Source organism: Phocaeicola barnesiae DSM 18169 = JCM 13652 (genome assembly GCF_000374585.1).
GTDB classification, from domain to species: domain Bacteria; phylum Bacteroidota; class Bacteroidia; order Bacteroidales; family Bacteroidaceae; genus Phocaeicola; species Phocaeicola barnesiae.
In genome coordinates this window covers 112,892-131,429 of the sequence record NZ_KB894645.1, presented here as the reverse complement: position 1 = coordinate 131,429, position 18,538 = coordinate 112,892, and the positions used below count along the sequence as shown (strand labels likewise).

16 protein-coding genes are annotated in these 18,538 nt (G+C 47.3%); 4 read left to right on the top strand and 12 right to left on the bottom strand.

Annotation, left to right across the window (positions count from 1 at the left end; translation table 11 throughout):
• Nucleotides 1-24 precede the first annotated feature (24 nt).
• The 4 genes from gcvH to C510_RS0104460 all read right to left on the bottom strand — a co-directional run bounded on the left by gcvH (nt 25) and on the right by C510_RS0104460 (nt 4,355).
• Nucleotides 25-405, bottom strand: coding sequence for a glycine cleavage system protein GcvH (gene gcvH / locus C510_RS0104475; protein WP_025892231.1), 381 nt, complete (start codon nt 403-405; stop codon nt 25-27).
• A 29-nt stretch (nt 406-434) separates the two neighbouring features.
• Entirely contained in the window at nt 435-1,118 is a 684-nt protein-coding gene (locus C510_RS0104470) for a membrane protein (protein WP_018710136.1), read from the bottom strand.
• Between the two features lies 1 nt (nt 1,119).
• Complete coding sequence (gene rpoN / locus C510_RS0104465; protein WP_018710135.1) at nt 1,120-2,598, bottom strand: RNA polymerase factor sigma-54; 1,479 nt, start codon at nt 2,596-2,598, stop codon at nt 1,120-1,122.
• Between the two features lie 83 nt (nt 2,599-2,681).
• On the bottom strand, nt 2,682-4,355 hold the full coding sequence (locus tag C510_RS0104460; RefSeq protein ID WP_185095062.1) for a nucleoside kinase: 1,674 nt from the start codon (nt 4,353-4,355) through the stop codon (nt 2,682-2,684).
• Nucleotides 4,356-4,436: 81 nt separating this feature from the next.
• Between C510_RS0104460 and C510_RS0104455 the strand changes: the two genes are divergently transcribed.
• Nucleotides 4,437-6,134, top strand: coding sequence for a Na/Pi cotransporter family protein (locus tag C510_RS0104455; RefSeq protein WP_018710133.1), 1,698 nt, complete (start codon nt 4,437-4,439; stop codon nt 6,132-6,134).
• 101 nt (nt 6,135-6,235) lie between these two features.
• Here the strand turns inward: C510_RS0104455 and bamJ (C510_RS0104450) are convergent, their stop codons facing one another.
• Together bamJ (C510_RS0104450) and bamJ (C510_RS0104445) are read right to left on the bottom strand one after the other, a co-directional pair.
• Complete coding sequence (gene bamJ, locus C510_RS0104450) at nt 6,236-7,117, bottom strand: BamJ family beta-barrel-assembly machinery protein (protein WP_025892232.1); 882 nt, start codon at nt 7,115-7,117, stop codon at nt 6,236-6,238.
• Nucleotides 7,118-7,138: 21 nt separating this feature from the next.
• The gene (gene bamJ / locus C510_RS0104445; protein ID WP_018710131.1) at nt 7,139-7,723 is read right to left on the bottom strand and encodes a BamJ family beta-barrel-assembly machinery protein; all 585 of its coding nucleotides are present in this window, start codon (nt 7,721-7,723) and stop codon (nt 7,139-7,141) included.
• 130 nt (nt 7,724-7,853) lie between these two features.
• On the opposite strand from bamJ (C510_RS0104445), the gene C510_RS0104440 reads away from it, so the two are divergent.
• Both C510_RS0104440 and rd read left to right on the top strand, forming a co-directional pair.
• Entirely contained in the window at nt 7,854-8,552 is a 699-nt protein-coding gene (locus tag C510_RS0104440; protein ID WP_018710130.1) for an SIR2 family NAD-dependent protein deacylase, read from the top strand.
• Nucleotides 8,553-8,628: 76 nt separating this feature from the next.
• Nucleotides 8,629-8,793 carry a rubredoxin gene (gene rd / locus C510_RS0104435; protein ID WP_008142835.1) on the top strand — a complete coding sequence of 55 codons (165 nt, stop codon included), beginning with the start codon at nt 8,629-8,631 and terminating at the stop codon, nt 8,791-8,793.
• Nucleotides 8,794-8,867: 74 nt separating this feature from the next.
• On the opposite strand, the gene C510_RS0104430 is transcribed toward rd, so the two are convergent.
• The 4 genes from C510_RS0104430 to C510_RS0104415 form a co-directional block, all read right to left on the bottom strand.
• Nucleotides 8,868-10,670: a MutS family DNA mismatch repair protein gene (locus tag C510_RS0104430; protein WP_018710129.1), complete on the bottom strand. Its 1,803-nt coding sequence runs from the start codon at nt 10,668-10,670 to the stop codon at nt 8,868-8,870.
• A 204-nt stretch (nt 10,671-10,874) separates the two neighbouring features.
• Entirely contained in the window at nt 10,875-11,573 is a 699-nt protein-coding gene (locus tag C510_RS16110; protein WP_018710128.1) for a LytR/AlgR family response regulator transcription factor, read from the bottom strand.
• Nucleotides 11,574-11,605: 32 nt separating this feature from the next.
• Nucleotides 11,606-12,646 carry an efflux RND transporter periplasmic adaptor subunit gene (locus C510_RS0104420; RefSeq protein ID WP_018710127.1) on the bottom strand — a complete coding sequence of 347 codons (1,041 nt, stop codon included), beginning with the start codon at nt 12,644-12,646 and terminating at the stop codon, nt 11,606-11,608.
• Between the two features lie 223 nt (nt 12,647-12,869).
• Nucleotides 12,870-14,153, bottom strand: coding sequence for an O-acetylhomoserine aminocarboxypropyltransferase/cysteine synthase family protein (locus C510_RS0104415; protein ID WP_018710126.1), 1,284 nt, complete (start codon nt 14,151-14,153; stop codon nt 12,870-12,872).
• 121 nt (nt 14,154-14,274) lie between these two features.
• Here C510_RS0104415 and C510_RS0104410 point away from each other — a divergent pair, with 121 nt between their 5' ends.
• Complete coding sequence (locus tag C510_RS0104410; protein ID WP_022339236.1) at nt 14,275-14,724, top strand: acyl-CoA thioesterase; 450 nt, start codon at nt 14,275-14,277, stop codon at nt 14,722-14,724.
• An 83-nt stretch (nt 14,725-14,807) separates the two neighbouring features.
• On the opposite strand, the gene C510_RS0104405 is transcribed toward C510_RS0104410, so the two are convergent.
• The gene (locus C510_RS0104405) at nt 14,808-15,980 is read right to left on the bottom strand and encodes an iron-containing alcohol dehydrogenase (protein ID WP_025892233.1); all 1,173 of its coding nucleotides are present in this window, start codon (nt 15,978-15,980) and stop codon (nt 14,808-14,810) included.
• 342 nt (nt 15,981-16,322) lie between these two features.
• The gene (gene pnp / locus C510_RS0104400) at nt 16,323-18,506 is read right to left on the bottom strand and encodes a polyribonucleotide nucleotidyltransferase (RefSeq protein ID WP_018710123.1); all 2,184 of its coding nucleotides are present in this window, start codon (nt 18,504-18,506) and stop codon (nt 16,323-16,325) included.
• Nucleotides 18,507-18,538: the final 32 nt, after the last annotated feature.

Here is an 18,538-nt window from a genome sequence, read left to right as displayed (position 1 = left end):
TTTGTCTTTTTTAGTAATTGGTCTTTATTCGTTGATGGTCTGTCTGTAGGCGTCGGCATCCATCAGCTCGTCCATTTCGGCGGTATCTGTCGGTTTGATACGGATAATCCAACCTTTGCCGTACGGGTCCTGGTTTACCAGTTCCGGATGTTCTTCCAGTTCCGGATTGACTTCCAGTATTTCGCCACCGATGGGGAGGAACAAATCAGAAACTGTTTTTACCACTTCGATAGAACCGAATGTCTCGCCTTTTTCAAGTGTCTCTCCTTCAGTAGGGACATCTACGAAAACGATGTCGCCCAGCTGTTCCTGTGCATAATCGGTAATACCTACAAAAGCTTCTTCACCTTCCAGCCGAATCCATTCGTGTTCGCTGGTATACTTTACGTTAGTCGGGAAATTCATCATGTTTTTTATTTTTAAGGTTATCTTCTTCAAATAAACAAAATTCCGGTGACACCGCAAAATAAACCGACCAAAAAGCCGCCGAATACTTCATTCAGGGTGTGTTGCCGGACAATGATGCGGGCCGAGCCCAGGCATCCGGACAATAGGATGAAAAAGCAGAGCCACCACACAGGGTTGAACTGGAAAATGAAACTGTAGGACAGCAATCCTCCTACCATCAGGCCGCTACTGGCCATGTGGGTGCTGATTTTCCATTTCAGGTTGATGAATGTGCAGATGACCATACAGATGAGTACTGCCAGGATGATGCCTGCCAGGTAGCGGGGCATGTGGATACGGTACATGGTAATCAGACAGGCCATGTAGCTCAGAATGGTCAGTCCGTAAGGGATGAACCGTTTTTCACGTTCTCCCAGTTCACGGATTCCCCAGCCGTTGATTTTCTGGAACAGATAGATTCCCAGCATCGGCATCAGGATGGTGAAACAATATACCAGCGCCAATACCGTTACCTTATATCCCAGCGGCATGATGCGGAGGTAAGTGAAGAACATCAACAGAAAAAAAGCGACGAAAGGTACCATGAACGGTGTGAATATGGCCGATATGATTTGTGCTCCCAGATAGAGTGCATCTTTGGGAGTGTCTTCAAGGCTTTGTTTCCGTTCGTGGAAAGTCAGCTGGTCCGGAATGTTTGTATCTCCTGTCATATTATCTTCTTAACCGGGCTACCGGTATGTTGAGTTGTTGGCGGTATTTGGCTACGGTACGTCGGGCGATAGGATATCCTTTGGCCTTCAGTATGTCGGCCAGCTCATCGTCGGTGTACGGCTTTTCTTTGTCCTCCTTGTCGATGCATTCCTGTAGGATACGCTTGATTTCGCGGATGGACAATTCTTCACCGTTCTCGGTGGTATAACCGTCGCTGAAGAAGAACTTCAGTGAATAGATTCCGTAATTGGTCTGTACATACTTGCTGTTGCTCACACGCGAAACGGTAGAGATATCCAGTTTGGCCCGTTCGGCTACATCCTTCAGAATCATGGGGCGTAAGAGCGATTCATCGCCTTCCAGAAAGAAAGGACGTTGCAGGTCGATGATGGCCTGCATGGTGCTGAGCAAGGTTTGCTGCCGTTGCTTGACTGCGTTGATGAATCCTTGTGCCGCATCTACCTTTTGTTTCAGGAACATCAGGGCATCCTTCGATTCTTTGCTTTGGTTGGCTTTGTTGCGGGTATGCTCGTCCAGCAGTTCGGTAAATTCCCGGCTCAGTCGGAGTTCGGGGACATTCCGGTTGTTGAGGCTGAGCTGGATTGTCCCGTCGTCTTCCGTTTCTACCAGAAAATCGGGTGTGATATGCTGGAGATTCTTTCCGATGGCTTCTCCGAGCGAACTTCCGGGCCGCGGGTTCAGCTTGGTCAGTTCGGCAGCCGCTTCGTTATATTGCTGTTCGGTGATTCCCAGTTTCTGCAGAATTTTTTCCTTGTTCTTTTTCGTGAACTCGTCGCAGCATTTGCTGATGATGTCGTACTCGATTTGTTTGAGTGGGGAATCTTCTTTCCGTTGAATCTGCAGCAACAGGCATTCCTGCAGGCTACGGGCACCGATACCTGCAGGGTCGAAATCCTGGATGATGGACAATATGTGTTCCAGCTGCTCCTGGGTGGTATAGATTCCTTGATAGATGGCCAGTTCGTCGGCAATGGCATCGAGGCCTTTGCGGAGCAAACCGTCATCGTCCAATGAGCCTATCAGGTATTCTCCCAATTGTTTCTCTTCGGAGGTCAGTTCCTGCATGTCCAACTGTTCTTTCAAGGTTTCATAAAAGGACACATTGTCCGAAAACGGGATTTCTTCGGGTGTCTCTTCGCGTGAACGGTTGTTCTCCTGCAGCTTATAGTCCGGAATATCATCTTCTGTGAGGTAATCACCCAGGGAGAGTTCTTCGGCAGAGGTGGTATCCGGTTCTCCGTCTTCATTGGTATTATACGCTTCGGCATCTACGTCCGGTTCATCCGAAGGTTCTTTGCCTTCTTCCAGGGCGGGATTGTCCAGCAATTCCGCATGGATACGTTCTTCCAGTTCGATGGTAGGTAATTCCAACAGCTTGACTACCAGAATCTGTTGCGGTGACAGTGTCTGGACCTGTTGCTGGGCCTGAGTTTGTACCTGACGTGAGTTTTGTGCCATAAATGATAGGTATATCTATAAAATCAGTTGCAAAAATAGCTATTTTGTATATATCCTTTTGTTTTATCCGTTAAATTATTTCATTAATAGACGAAACTGCTTCCTCCTAAGAATTCACGTAACAAGGAAGTAGGAGGCAGTTCCTCGTCCTGTACCGGAACGAAATGAGACAGGAACCGGAGCAGCCGGTGGGCTTCCGAGTAGGCCGGGCTGTTGTTCGGTACTTTCCGTAATACGGGTTCTACATGGTCCTTCAGGACAGCCAGTTCGAAAATCAGAGCGGAGTTGAACATGGCATCGGCATATTCCTGATAAGGGAATATCCATTTTTCTTCTCCAGCCCGTACGCTGGGCCACCGGTTGATGGTCGCTTCGGCCGAATGGCTGCGGTATTTGTAGTCGCGGATGATGCGGCGGAGCAGACGGTTATCGGTAGTAGGTATGTAATTATGGTTGTCCAGCAGGATGGTTGTCAGGGCCGAAACATAAATCTTATATTTGTTGGCGGCAGGTATATTCGGTGTCAGTGCCGGATTCAGGGCATGTATACCTTCCAGTATCAGAATCATGTTGTCATCAATGCGTAGTTTCTTCCCACTGGGTTCCCGTTTCCCGATGTTGAAGTTGAAACGGGGGAGTTCCACTTCTTCTCCGGCCAGCAATGCTTTCAGTTGGGCTTCGAAGAACGGCAGGTCGAGGGCATAGAGCGATTCGAAGTCATGCTGTCCATTCTCGTCCAACGGGGTATCTTCGCGGTTGACGAAATAATCGTCCAGTGAGATGGGATAAGGACGGAGTCCGTTTGTCATGAGCTGGATACTCAACCGTTTGCTGAATGTCGTTTTCCCGGATGAAGACGGACCTGAAATTAAAACCAGCTTTACCCGTTGCCCGTTTTCATTGCGGTTGGTGATTTCATCGGCAATGCGGACAATCTTCTTTTCCTGCAGGGCTTCCGAAACATTGATGAGGTCGGTTGCCATACCTCGGTTACAGGCTTGGTTCAAATCTCCTACCGTGCTGATACCCAGAATTTCGTTCCAACGATGGTATTCCTGGAACACATCCAGCATCTTTTCCTGTTTGACGACCTCTTCCAGCTTGTCAGGATTCTTCCGGTTCGGGATGCGCAACAGAAGCCCGTCATAATATTTCACGATGTCGAACAGGCGGATGTATCCGGTACTGGGTACCAGACTGCCGTAATAGCTGTCGATGGTATCGCCCAACTGTTGGTAGCAGGAATACAGTTGCCCCGAGGTTTCCAGCAGCTTGACCTTGTCGTCCATTCCTCTTTCCTTGAACAGGCGGATAATCTCGTCGGTGTGTTTCTCGTGACGGATGAACGGCAGGTCGGCTTTGATGATTTCCTGCATCCGCTGTTTGATGCGGATGACATCGTCCAGCCCGATTGTCCGGTCAATGCAGAGTTTGCAGAAATACCCTTTCGATACCGGATGTTCCAGCAGGATATTTCCGTTCGGATAGAGTTCGGAAACGGCTTTGGTCAGGATGAAGCAGAGTGAGCGCACATACGTACGCATGCCCGAAGCGCTTGTGATGTCAAGGAATTCCACGTCCTTGTTGTAATAGACTTTAAAGTTCAAGTCCTCTACCTTGTTGTTTACTCGGGCGCTTACCGGCCCATACGGCATATTCAGGTCAAAACCCTGGTAAATTTCAAAAAGTGAAGTTCCTTCTTCAAATTCTTTTGATAAATTTTTATTTTTGCAATATATTTGTAGCATAAACGTAATAGTTATTACTGAAAGAATTATTTGGCAGTTAATTTACTGATTAAACAGTGAACTGCCTATTTCCAACCTAATTTATTGAAGATGGAGTATTCTTTTTATGATTTTTTAAAGCTGCTGGGTTCACTGGCGCTTTTCCTTTACGGTATGAAAATCATGAGTGAAGGATTGCAAAAGTTTGCAGGCGACAGGCTGCGTAGTATTCTAACCGCTATGACTACCAACCGAGTCACCGGAGTCCTTACCGGTATGCTGATTACTGCCTTGATTCAGTCTTCTTCGGCAACCACTGTCATGGTGGTCAGTTTCGTGAATGCCGGGTTGTTGGATTTGGCGCAGTCTATCGGAGTAATTATGGGAGCCAATATCGGTACCACCGTGACGGCCTGGATTATTTCTGCCCTCGGCTTTAAGGTGGATGTCTCTGCATTCTCTCTTCCGTTGCTCGCCATTGGAATCCCGTTGCTCTTTTCTGCCAAGAGTACTCGTAAGTCGGTCGGTGAATTCATCTTCGGTTTTGCTTTCCTGTTCATGGGGTTGAATCTGCTGAAAGTAAACGCTCCCGACCTGAGTGAAAATCCGGATATGCTGGCATTCGTACAGAATTATACGGATATGGGTTTTCTTTCAGTCTTGCTGTTTGTCTTGATCGGTACGGTGCTGACCATGATTGTACAGGCTTCGGCCGCTACGATGGCTATTACGTTGATTATGTGTGCCAATGGTTGGATTAGTTTTGAATTGGGCGCTGCATTGGTTCTGGGCGAGAATATCGGTACGACCATTACAGCCAATCTGGCGGCCCTCACTGCGAATACGCAGGCACGCCGGGCAGCGATGGCCCATTTGATGTTCAATGTATTCGGAGTTGTGTGGGTCTTGTTGCTGTTCAAGCCTTTCCTGGGTGTTGTAGATTGGATTATCTCAGACGTGATGCACGTCAGCGAAGCCGAAGGAGTTGCGGTTTCGTTCAAGCTGTCGGCTTTCCATACTTGCTTCAATGTATGCAATGTTCTGATTCTTATCTGGTTTGTCCATCTCATCGAAAAGACCGTATGCAAGATTATTCCGCAGAAGGAACAGGAGGAAGAATACCGGTTGCAGTTCATCAATGGAGGTCTGTTGTCTACAGCTGAACTTTCTATCCTGCAGGCCAGAAAGGAAATCAATCTTTTTGCCGAACGTATCCAGCGTATGTTCCGGATGGTAAGGGATTTGCTGCATACCGAGAATGAGAACGACTTCAACAAGCTGTTCAGCAGGATAGAGAAGTATGAAAATATCAGTGACAACATGGAGATAGAGATAGCCAATTACTTGAATAAGGTATCGGAAGGACGCCTGAGTTCTGAAAGTAAGCTGCAGATTCAGGAGATGCTTCGTGAAGTGACTGAGATAGAGAGTATCGGCGACAGCTGCTATAATCTGGCCCGTACCATCAACCACAAACGCTCGGGAGGTATCGACTTCACCGAAAACCAATATGAACATATCCATCAGATGTTCCGCCTGACAGACAATGCGCTGTCGCAGATGATTGAGCTGGTTGAGGATACACATCACCAGGTGGATATCAACAAGTCCTTCAACATTGAAACTGAAATCAACAATTACCGGAATCAGCTGAAGAACCAGAATATTGTCGATGTCAACAACAAGGCATACGATTATCAGATGGGTGTTCGTTACATGGACTTGATTGGAGAATGTGAGAAACTGGGTGACTATGTGGTGAATGTCGTAGAGGCCCATCGGGATGTGAAGAACAAGAAGGCTTCGTGATAAGCAACTTTTTTATCATTGATAATAAAAAGAAGAGAGGCTGCTCCAGGTTTGGGGCAGCCTCTTTCAGTTAATTATCAGAGATAAAAGTTGTATCCGGATTATTTCTTGTCAGCTTCTTTCTCGATGCTGAGAAGCTCTACTTCGAAAATCAGGGTAGAGAACGGTTTGATCTGACCGGCCTGTTTGCTTCCGTAAGCCAATTCTGCCGGAATGTACAGTTCCCATTTAGAACCTACAGGCATCATGGTCAAGGCTTCTGTCCAACCCGGGATAACCTGGTCTGCACGGAATGTTGTCGGTTCCTTGCGGTCGTAAGAGCTGTCAAACTGAGTTCCGTCAATCATAGTACCTTTGTAGTTTACCTTAACGCGAGATGTCTTGGTAGGGATTTCGCCGGTACCTTTTGTGATGACTTTGTACTGCAGACCGCTAGGAGTAGTCTGTACACCTTCCTTCGTCTTGTTGGCTTCCAGGAATGCTTTGTTTTCTTTGATATAGTCGGCATACTGTGCTTCGAGTGCTTTAGCCTGGATGGCTTCAGCTCTTTCGCGTACGTACATCTGGGCTGAATCAGCAGATACCATGCTCTTCTGGCTGACAGCAGAGATGAAACCTGCCAGGAAGTTTTCCTTGCTCAATGTCTGTGTAGAATCGCCTCTGAACAGCTGGTTGTTGATAGCTTCGAACATTTCGCCGCTGATCTGCTGTCCGATCTGCATGCCGGCCAGGTAAGCCTTCTGTTTGGCATCTACTTCTTTGGTACCCTGTTCGATACCGCGGATGAAGTCAGCCATGTAAGCTGTGTCTACACCCAGACGGCCTGTCGCATATTCTTTCAGACCCTGAGAGTTAGAAACGCCCATCATATAAGAAAGTGTATCCACTTCGTTTTTCATGTTGGCCTTCGGGCCCTGAGCTGTACATGATGCCATGCTTGCTGCTGCAGCAAGAGCCATCATCAATCCTGTACTCTTTTTCATTTGCTATGGTTTTATGTTAGATTATAATACTTCAATCAGTTCTACTTCGAAAATCAGTGTACTGTGAGGCGGAATCATTTCGCCGGCGCCCTGAGCTCCGTATGCCAGTTCTGAAGGAATGTAAAGTTTCCATTTGGCGCCTTCAGACATGAGCTGAAGTGCTTCCACCCATCCTTTGATAACCTGGTTGACACCGAATACGGCAGGCTCACCACGTTTGATGGAACTGTCGAACAAGGTTCCGTCTATCAGTGTACCCTCGTAGTGGCAACGTACGCGGTCTGTTGCTTTCGGCTTTTTGCCGTTACCTTCCTTGATGACTTCATACTGGAGGCCGCTCGGCAGTGTTACGATGTTCGGGTTCTTCTTGTTTTCTTCCAGGAAGTTCTTTCCCTTCTCTATGTTTTCAGCGTTCAGCTTTTCTTCCAGTTCGGTGAAATATTTGTTTACGATTTCACGGGCTTCCGTGTGGCTGATAGCTGTCTGGTTTCCGCTTAATACGTCTTTGATAGCTTGTGCAAAGTCGTCCACTTCGATGTTGCGAGCTCCCATGCTCAGCAGATTCTGGCCTATTCCCAGACCAATGGCGTAACTGAATTTGTCCATAAAAATTCTGTATTTAAGATAGATTGTTTAAATCGAGGGGCAAAGGTATCTTTTTTCTAGCAAAGAGCGGTGCTTTCACTGATAAAAATTCTTATTTTTGTGCAGATTAACTAATCAGGAGGAAGTGAAAATGAAGAATCTAGTTGTTCTGACAGGTGCCGGAATGAGTGCGGAGAGCGGAATCAGTACATTCCGTGACTCCGGTGGTCTGTGGGACCGTTATCCGGTAGAGCAGGTGGCTACCCCGGAAGGGTATGCCGCCAATCCGAAACTGGTGATTGATTTCTACAATGAACGGCGGAAACAGCTGTTGGAAGTGCAGCCGAACAGAGGCCATGAACTGTTGGCCGAACTGGAAAAGAATTTCAAGGTGACTGTCATTACACAGAATATAGATAATCTGCACGAACGGGCAGGAAGTACGCATGTTATCCACTTGCACGGTGAACTGACCAAGGTCACATCCAGCTGGCAGCCCAACAACCCGAAGTATATCCGTGAGCTGAAGCCGGAAGAGTTTGAGGTAAAGATAGGCGATAAGGCAGGCGACGGTTCTCAGTTGCGTCCGTTCATCGTCTGGTTCGGCGAAGCGGTCCCAATGATAGAGACTGCCATCGATTATGCCGAGCAGGCGGATATCTTTGTGATTATCGGCACTTCTCTGAATGTCTATCCGGCCGCAGGACTGTTGAACTATGTTCCCCGTAACGTTCCTGTGTACCTGATTGACCCGAAAGAAGTACCCCTTCCCTCCGGACGGAGTGTACATGTCATCCAGAAAGGAGCTTCCGAAGGTATGGCAGAATTGAAAAAAATGTTATTGGAATAAATGATCTGAACAAATTCTCTTTATATTTGTTCTTGTATTAGCAACTATTAATTACTAACTAAAGTAAAAAAGAGGTATGAAAAAGTACATTTGCACAGTTTGCGATTGGGTTTACGATCCGGAAGTAGGTGATCCTGAGGGTGGTATCGCTCCTGGAACTGCATTCGAAGACATTCCGGAAGATTGGGTTTGCCCGGTTTGTGGTGTAGGAAAAGAAGATTTCCAGCCGGTAGAAGACTGATAGCTTAGACTACTATCGGATTTCGTATAGAAGGCCATCGCGGAAATTCCGTGATGGCCTTTTTTACGTGCTGTTTATTCATCCTGTAATACAATGCCCATCTTTTTCATCAGGAAACAGGCGTTCATGTTTTGGGCGACTCCTTCGCGCAGACGGTAGGAGAAGGTCAGTTCGTTGTCAGTGATGTCGGCCTCAAAGCAGTAGTTGCGTATTTCGTCAGGGAATTGTTCGATGAGTTTTCCCAGCAGCAAATCATGGGTGGCAATGATACCGTTGGCCTTCAGTTGCATGAATTGCCGGATGAGGTCGAACGAGCCTTTCTGCTTGTCCATGGAGTTGGTACCTTTCAGAATCTCGTCCAGGATGATGAAAAGTTCTTTTCCTTCGTTCAGCAGGTCGATGATGTGTTTCAGCCGTTTCAGTTCGGCAAAGAAATAGGATTCGTTGTCAGAAAGTGAGTCGGAAGTACGCAGGCTGGTTATCAGTTGGCTGGGATAGAGGGTCAGTGAGTCGCAGCAGACCGGTGCGCCGATACAGGCCAGCAGGTAGTTTACGCCGATGGTACGCAGGTATGTACTTTTGCCTGCCATGTTGGCTCCTGTGATAATCAGAAAGAACGGGCGGGCCGGGATGTGTGCATCGTTCTTGACACATTGTGTCTCGGGCATCAGCGGATGTCCCATGCGCCGGGCTTCAAAGCAGAAAGGTGTACCGGTAATCCCGGGGTAGGTATACTTCGGATGATTGTAGGCGAAGGTTCCCAATGAACAGAGTGCGTCGTAAGTTCCGATGGCTTCCATCCATCCCATGATGTAGCTTCCGTACCGGTCTTTCCACCGTTCTATCCGGACAATCTCCTGCAGCTGGAAGAACAGGAGTCCTTCCAGAATGACGTACAGGAACTGGTTGTTCCGCAAATCCAGCCGGTCCAGTTCTTTCGACAGTTCCTCCAGGGCATCGGTCGGTGCTTTTCCGTTGATGTAGAGACTACGGGTCAGTGCATGTAGGTCGGGGGCTTCCCAAGCTTCGGCCTCAGCCTGTGCCAGCAGACGGGCATAACCTTTCAGGGTTTTCAGTTGATTGCCGTAAGTCTCCTGTATCTGGGTAGCCCGCTTAATGAATCCGAAGCTGATGATGACGCAAGCCATGAATGTCAGTCCGAACCATTGGAACGAGCAGAGCCCTGTCAGACCGCCCAGCAGCGTCAGCGCATTCAGCGAAGGTATTCCCCAAATGGCCATCTTCACCCATGTGCGGTGCAGGTAGCTGATGGGTGCGTCACACCATTGGCGGAGAATCTCATCATCCTTTTCATTTCCCTGGTATACCAGTCCGGTTGTCCGGAAACGTTCCCGGAACTCCGGCCGTTTACTGAGGTCGGTTACGCTCTGTTGACGGCTTTCAATGGCTTTTTTGTCTGTCAGGTGCTGTTGGAACCAGGTGGCCAGACGCTTTTTCCCGAAGCAGGTACAGGTGCGGTTCACGGCCTGGAACAGTGAGCGGTCGCCGAACAGGTCCAGGTCATACGAATATTCGTGTGAAGGTTCGATGTAGTTTTTCCCTCCGTCGAACGCGCTGTAATCTCCTTGCAGGGCTTTCAGCTCTTCCTGATAAATGCGTATTTCGGTTTCCGTCCATGTCTTTTCCTGGAACAACCGGTTATGCAGTTTGACTAGTGCGAAGAACGGGATGAAGGTACAGCAGAGGGATAGGGTCAGTACCCAGCCTGCCGCATGGAAAAAGTAAATGAGGGCGGTTATTCCTGCCATGAAAAGCAGGACGCGTAGCATGCTGACGCGCCAGATACGTTGTTTGATGTGTCTCAGTCGTTGTTCTGCCTCGGCAAGCAGCCGGGTGTAACGGTCGGATGGATTCATGGTCGTGTATTTTTGGAGGTTTGAAGCGCAAATATACGCAGAAAACCAGCATCATTGGCTGTTTGGAGTTCTTTTAGACAGGGACATAACTCTTTTTAGCATTCCTGGTTCTGAAAACGAACGGACGTTTTACATCGTTCGTGCGTTCGTTTGATGCAAAACGTGCGTTCGTTTTGGATGAAACGTGCGTTTGTTTTAAACGGGCTATATATACGGTTCGTCCAGCCATAATTTGAGAGCAGGGACTTTTTCGCGGCTTATTTGGATGACTCCATCATAAGATGGACGTACTTTGATGATGGCTTTTCCATTGAAATAAGGTTGGATGTCCAGAATGGAATCTACGGAAAGAATGAACTGACGGTTTACCCGATGGAATTGTTTGCCGTCCAATTGCTCTTCCAGTTTATTCAGCGGGAAATCTATGATGTGACTTTTCCCGTCTCGGGTTACGGCAAAAGTTACCTTATCTTCTGAATAGAAATAAGCGATCTCTGTTACCTGTATCGTGTAGAAATGTTTGGGAACGGATATGAGAAAACGAGTACGGAACTGTTTCTCTTTCTTCTCTGCAATGGTTCTCAGTAGTTGTTCCAAATCCAACAACTTGCTGAGGCTGTTTTCATGCAGAGACAGCAATCGTTCGCATTTCCGGATGGCATTGACCAGTCGGTCTTTGTGAATCGGTTTGAGCAGATAATCTACGCTGTTTACCGTAAAGGCTTGAACAGCATATTCATCGTAAGCAGTTGTAAAGACAATCATACTCTGTGGGTTAGCCTGTTCAATGAACAGGAAGGAGTTGCCGTCGTTCAGTTGTATATCCAGGAACAGAACATCCGGATGAGGGTTTTCTGCAAACCATTTTACCGAATCTTCAATAGTACCGGGAAGTACGGTCACTTCCCATTCTGGACGGAAATGTCTTCATGGGTTTAATCTTGAATTGTTATCGTATCATTCTCTGCCAATGCAGAAAGTCCAGTTACGGCTATCTTGTCATTAGGTGCAATCCCGGATAGAATTTCTATCTTATCGTTCTTTTGTACCTTGCCGATCTTGACAGGGACTTTATTTATGTGGTTCTGTCGGTTTATCCGCCAGACGAAAGTACCGGCTGTCTCATCGTGACAGATTGCTGATTGTGGAATAAGAAGACTTTGGGAGGAATGGATTGAAGTTTCTTGATAACTAAGTTCCAATGTACCAGACATTCCCCCGAATAAAGTATTGTCGTGATTGTCCAAAATGGCAGTGAAGAGATAGGATATGTTGTTGTCGGTTACACTTTGGGTGAGGTATGTATCTGTTGGATGATATTTTTGATTGGGTAGAGCGTTGAATGTAATCGTACAAGACGGTCCTTTACCAGTCCGATATTTTAGTGCTACTTCTTCCGGAATATATGCTTCTACCTTGATTCGGGACAAATCGATGAATCTTACAATCGGTGTGGTCGGTTGTATATCCTGATAGCGTTCAGTATATGTCTGTTGTACATACCCGTCAAAAGGAGCATACAGACGGGTATCGTTCAATTCATTAACGGCTGTTTCATAATCAGCCTTGGCTTTCTCATGGTCTGCTTTGGCTTTTTCATAATTCATGCCGGATATGTTATCTTCTTCATACAGATTGGCGATGCGTTGGAAATCAGCTTTTGCTTGTCGATAAATGGCTCCGGTCCGTTGTTCTTTTATCCGGAAGTCTCTGTCATCTAAGGCTGCAATCAATTCTCCTTTACGGAAGAACTGTCCGTTTTGAATACTGAAAGTACGTATGGGACCTCCTACCCGGAAAGACAGTTCAGTAACCCGAAAAGGATTTGATATGAACGTATAGTTTCTTCTGAAATCGTGTCCGGAAGTTTCAGGTGTGATAACTCTGATTTCTGGAACCTGTACATGGGACGGTGTAGTGGGAGTACATGCTGTTAATCCCAATATTCCGATACAACATAAAATCGAGTACTTCATATTCTGTTTTATTGATAGAATTTTGTTGAATAATGTACAAATGTAGTGTGTAAACAAGAAGCAGGAAGAATCCATTTACTCAAGTAACGGTTATATTTACTGACTTGTAGAAAAAAGGGGCTGGAATGAAATCTGCATTAAAGAAGGTATATTGGAAAATAAAAAAAGCTGTTCCACAATAGCGTGAAACAGCTTTTTTTATTGGTTGTTTGTACAGTTTCTTTTAGATTTGCTGCATAGCTTGGTCTAGGTCGGCAATGATATCGTTTACATTCTCGATACCTACAGACAGGCGAATCAAATCCGGGGCTACACCGGCTTCCAGCAGCTGTTCGTCCGTCAGCTGGCGGTGAGTATGGCTGGCCGGATGCAGGACACAAGTACGGGCATCGGCTACGTGGGTAACGATGCAGGCCAGTTTCAGGTGGTCCATAAACTTGATAGCTTCCTCACGTGTTCCGTTCAGGCCGAAGGCAATGACACCGCAGGAACCGTTCGGCATGTATTTCTGAGCCAGTTCGTAATATTTGCTGCTTTTCAGGCCGCAGTAATTTACCCATTTCACTTTTGGATTGGCTTCCAGCCATTCGGCTACTTTCTGGGCATTCTCGCAGTGGCGAGGCATACGTAGGTGAAGGGTTTCCAGACCCAGGTTCAACAGGAATGCATTCTCGGGCGACTGGATGGAACCCAAGTCACGCATCAGCTGAGCGGTTGCCTTCGTCATGTAAGCCATTTTACCGAACGCTTTCGTATAAGTCAGACCGTGGTATGATTCGTCCGGCTGGGTCAGGCCCGGGAACTTGTCGGCATGGGCATCCCAGTCAAAGTTTCCGCTGTCTACGATGGCACCTCCTACGCAAGTGGCGTGTCCGTCCATGTATTTGGTAGTAGAATGAGTAACGATATCAGCTCCCCATTCAAACGGGCGACAGTTAATCGGTGTAGCGAAGGTATTGTCTACAATCAAAGGTACACCGTGCTTGTGAGCGATGCGTGCGAACTTCTCGATATCCAGTACATTGATGCTTGGATTGGAGATTGTTTCACCGAACAGACACTTGGTATTCGGACGGAAGGCCTTTTCGATTTCTTCTTCCGGAGCATCGGCGTCGACGAAGGTACATTCGATACCCAGTTTCTTCATGGTTACGGCAAACAGGTTGAATGTTCCTCCGTAAATGGTGGATGAGCAGACGAAATGGTCACCGGCTTCGCAGATATTGAATACGGCGTAGAAGTTGGCAGCCTGGCCCGAAGAGGTCAGCATGGCACCTACACCACCTTCCAGTGCCGCGATTTTCGAAGCGACGGCATCGTTTGTAGGGTTTTGTAGACGGGTATAGAAGTAACCGCTGTCTTCCAGGTCGAACAGGCGGGCCATCTGTTCGCTGGTATCGTATTTGAAAGTGGTACTTTGATAGATGGGCAACACACGTGGTTCACCCTTTTTAGGAGTCCATCCTGCCTGGACGCAGAGTGTCTCTTTGCTGAATTTATTTTCCATTCTATCTGATTTTTTAGGGGTTTGTCATTTATCCGCGGCAAATGTAAGAAATATTCCACCATTTTTTTAGTTATTTTGTTCAAAAAGAATTATATTTGAGTTTTAACTAATGAGATAAGCTATGGCAGATGAATTAAAAACAAGACATGAGTTGCCCGTACAGATTCGCTTCAACGATGTTGATTTGTACGGTCACATGAACAACTCGTCATACTTTTCGTTGTATGACCTGGCTAAGACATCGTATATGCGCGATGTGTTTGGTAATGAGGAGTGGAACAAGATGGGCATTGTGATTGCGAATATCAATGCCGATTTTCTGGCTCCGGTATTCTTTTCGGATGAGTTGGTAATCAAGACGACAGTTACACATTTGGGCCATAAAAGTTTTACCTTGTTTCAGCAGGCGGTAAACAAAGCCAGTGGGGTGGTGAAGTGTCAGTGCCGTACCGTGATGGTGGGTTATGATATCATGACCAAAGAACCGGTAGACCTTCCAAAGGATTTCAAGGAAAGGATTTGTGACTATGAGGGAAAATCGTTGGAGGAATTGTCGAAGCCGCTTCCGTAAGGAACATGAATCAGAATAAGGAAAGCCCCTGCTGCAAGGTTCCGTCCATCGCAGCAGGGGCTTTCTTGTGTAAGAAGTATCTGTTATTTGAATGACTTCTGGTAGATTTCCAATACTTCGGCATCCGTGAGCGGACGTGGGTCGAGTGTAAAGAGCGCACCCATGGTTTCGCGTGCATTCTGTACCATCTGAGGCAGGTCTTTTTCTTTCACGCCGAACTGGCTGAGCTGGAGTCCGTATACGTCGCAGGCTTTCTGCATACGTACCAAGGCGTCGATGAAATCGCTCGGACGGTTACTCTTTTGTTGTGTCATGGCTTCGGCCATCTTCATGTAGCGTTTCATGCAGTCGTTCCGGAAGGTTTCGAAATAAACTTCGCTGATGGCTATCAGACCGGCTCCGTGCGGAAGTTCCGGATGGAAGGCGCTCATGGCATGCTCCATGGAGTGTTCGGAAGTACAGCTGGAAGTAGATTCTACCAGTCCGGCCAATGTGCTGGCCCACGCTACTTTGGCACGTGCTTTCAGGTTCTTGCCGTCTTTTACGGCTACCGGCAGGTATTTATAGAGCAGACGGATGGCTTCGAGTGCATATAAGTCACTGATAGGAGTGGCGCAGTTGGCAATGAAACCTTCGGCTGCATGGAAGAATGCGTCAAATCCTTGGTAGGCTGTCAAGTGAGGAGGAATGGAAACCATCAGTTCCGGGTCGATGATAGACAGGGTCGGGAAAGTATGCTGGTTGCCGAATCCGATTTTCTCGTGTACATCTTCGTTGGTGATGACCGTCCACGGGTCGGCTTCTGTACCGGTACCGGCGGTTGTCGGAATGGCAACAATCGGTAACGCTTTGGTTACGGCACGTCCTTTACCGCTACCGGCTGGGATATAATCCCAATAGTCGCCGGTGTTGCACGCCATCACGGCAATTGCTTTCGCAGAATCAATGCTGCTGCCTCCGCCTAATCCGATGATGAAATCGCAACCGCGTTCACGGCAGATAGCTGCAGCTTCCATCACATGGCGTTTGGTCGGGTTCGGAAGTATCTGGTCGTATACGATGGAATCTACATCATTTTCGGTCAACAGACTGGTCACTTTATCCAGGTATCCATATTTTCTCATGGAAGTTCCACTTGAGATAACAATCATAGCCTTTTTACCAGGTAGCTTTTCGGTCGCTAACTTTTTAATCTCACCACATCCGAACAGAATTCTTGTAGGGATGTGCAAACTGAAAACTGGATTTGCATTCATAATATCTCTTGTTTAAAAGTTATAGTATTCCAAAGATAGGGAATTAACGTAGATGAGGCTACATGGAAGTGTTAATTTTTATAAGAGATTTTATCTTTTTCAGAAAAATGTAAGCTCTTTCGATTTTTCGGGAGAAAAAGTTCTCGGATTTTCTTTGATGGAGTAGCGGCTGAGAACAGTTGTCCGACCGATACGGGGAGGCGATGCCGGGTGTCAGATTAAATTGGACAGCTAGGAAGTCCGGGCAGTTCCCGGGGCGAGGGAATATAAAAAGCCTCCTGTCCTTTTGTGAAAGAGCAGGAGGCTTATTTCTGTTTCGCAGTTACCTATGGGTAAGAACGATTATTTCTGTTCTTTGTTTGCGTGTGGCTTACGGTCACGTTTCGGGTGGTTTTCACCGTTGTTTCCTTCCGGTTTCGGAAGAAGAACCTTGTGAGACAGTTTGAACTTACCGGTCTTCGGATCGATGTCCATCAGTTTCACTTCGATTTCGTCACCTTCATTCAAGCCGGCTTCTTCGATGGTCTCCAGACGTTTCCAGTCAATTTCAGAGATGTGAAGCAGACCGTCCTTGCCAGGCAGGAACTCAACGAATGCACCATAAGGCATGATGGAACGTACCTTACCCATGTAGACTTCGCCTACTTCAGGAACGGCAACAATACCTTTAATCATTCTCATGGCATCGTCAATGCATTTCTTGTTGGTTCCGGCAATTTCGATACGTCCTACACCGTCGATTTCTTCGATGGTGATGGTAGCACCGGTTTCTTCCTGCATACCCTGGATAATCTTTCCGCCCGGGCCGATGACAGCGCCGATGAATTCTTTCGGAATCGTCATGGTTTCAATACGCGGAGCGTGCGGTTTCAGTTCGGCACGCGGTTCTGCGATGCAGTCGGTCAATTTACCCAAGATGTATTCACGGCCTTGTTTAGCCTGGAGCAAAGCTTTTTCCAGAATGTCATAAGTCAGACCGTCGCACTTGATATCCATCTGTGTAGCTGTGATACCGTCGCGTGTACCTGTTACTTTGAAGTCCATATCTCCCAGGTGGTCTTCATCACCCAGGATATCAGACAATACGGCATATTTATCTTCACCGGCATTTTTGATCAATCCCATTGCAATACCAGATACCGGTTTCTTGATAGGTACACCGGCATCCATCAGAGCCAGTGTTCCGGCACATACTGTTGCCATTGAAGAAGAACCGTTTGATTCCAGGATATCAGATACTACACGTACACAATACGGATAGTCTGCCGGAATCTGTCCTTTCAACGCACGCCATGCCAAGTGGCCGTGACCGATTTCACGACGGCCTACACCACGCTGTGCTTTGGCTTCACCTGTAGAGAACGGAGGGAAGTTGTAATGCAGCAGGAAGCGTTCCTTGTGCTGGTCGAGTACATCATCTACAATCTTTTCGTCCAGTTTGGTACCCAATGTAACGGTACTCAATGACTGGGTTTCACCACGGGTGAAGATGGATGATCCGTGAGGACCAGGCAGCGGGCTTACTTCGCACCAGATAGGGCGGATGTCGGTAGTAGCACGGCCGTCCAGACGTTTTCCTTCGTCCAGGATGCAACGACGCATGGCTTCTTTTTCAACGTCGTGGTAATAACGGTCTATCATACCGGCTTTTTCTTCCAGCTCTTCTTCCGTGAACTGAGCCTTGAACTCGTCGCAGATGGCTGTGAAAGCAGCTTCGCGTTCGTGCTTGTTCTTGTTGCCGGACTGAGCGATGGCGTATGCCTTATCGTAGCAGGCATCATGAACTGCCTTACGCAGGTCTTCATCGTTTTCTTCGTGGCAATATTCGCGTTTCTGGGTAGAACCGACTTCTTCCATCAGTTCCATCTGAGCCTTGCAGTGAACCTTGATGGCTTCGTGAGCACATTTCATGGCTGCCAGCAAATCCTGTTCGCTTACTTCGTCCATTTCGCCTTCCACCATCATGATGTTTTCGTAGGTAGCGGCTACCATCAGGTCCATATCAGCACGTTTCAATGCTTCGAATGTCGGGTTAATCACGAACTGTCCGTCGATACGTGCCACACGTACTTCTGAAATCGGACCTCCGAACGGTATATCGGATACAGCCAAAGCTGCTGAAGCTGCCAGACCGGCCAACGCATCAGGCATATCTACGCCGTCTGCTGAGAAAAGTATAATGTTTACGTAAACTTCTGCATGGAAATTGTCCGGGAACAGCGGGCGGAGCGCACGGTCTACCAGACGGCAAGTCAGGATTTCGTAATCGGATGCTTTTCCTTCACGTTTGGTAAAGCCACCCGGAAAACGTCCGAATGCTGAATATTTTTCTTTGTATTCTACCTGCAGAGGCATGAAATCAGTACCGGGAACTGCATCTTTTGCTGCACAAACAGTAGCCAGCAACATGGTGTTACCCATGCGTAGCATTACAGCACCATCTGCCTGTTTTGCTAGCTTTCCCGTTTCGAGTGTGATGGTTCTTCCATCGCCCAACTCGATCGTCTTAACAATTGGATTGATCATAAAAAGTGTTTTAATATTGTTTTCTTCAAAAA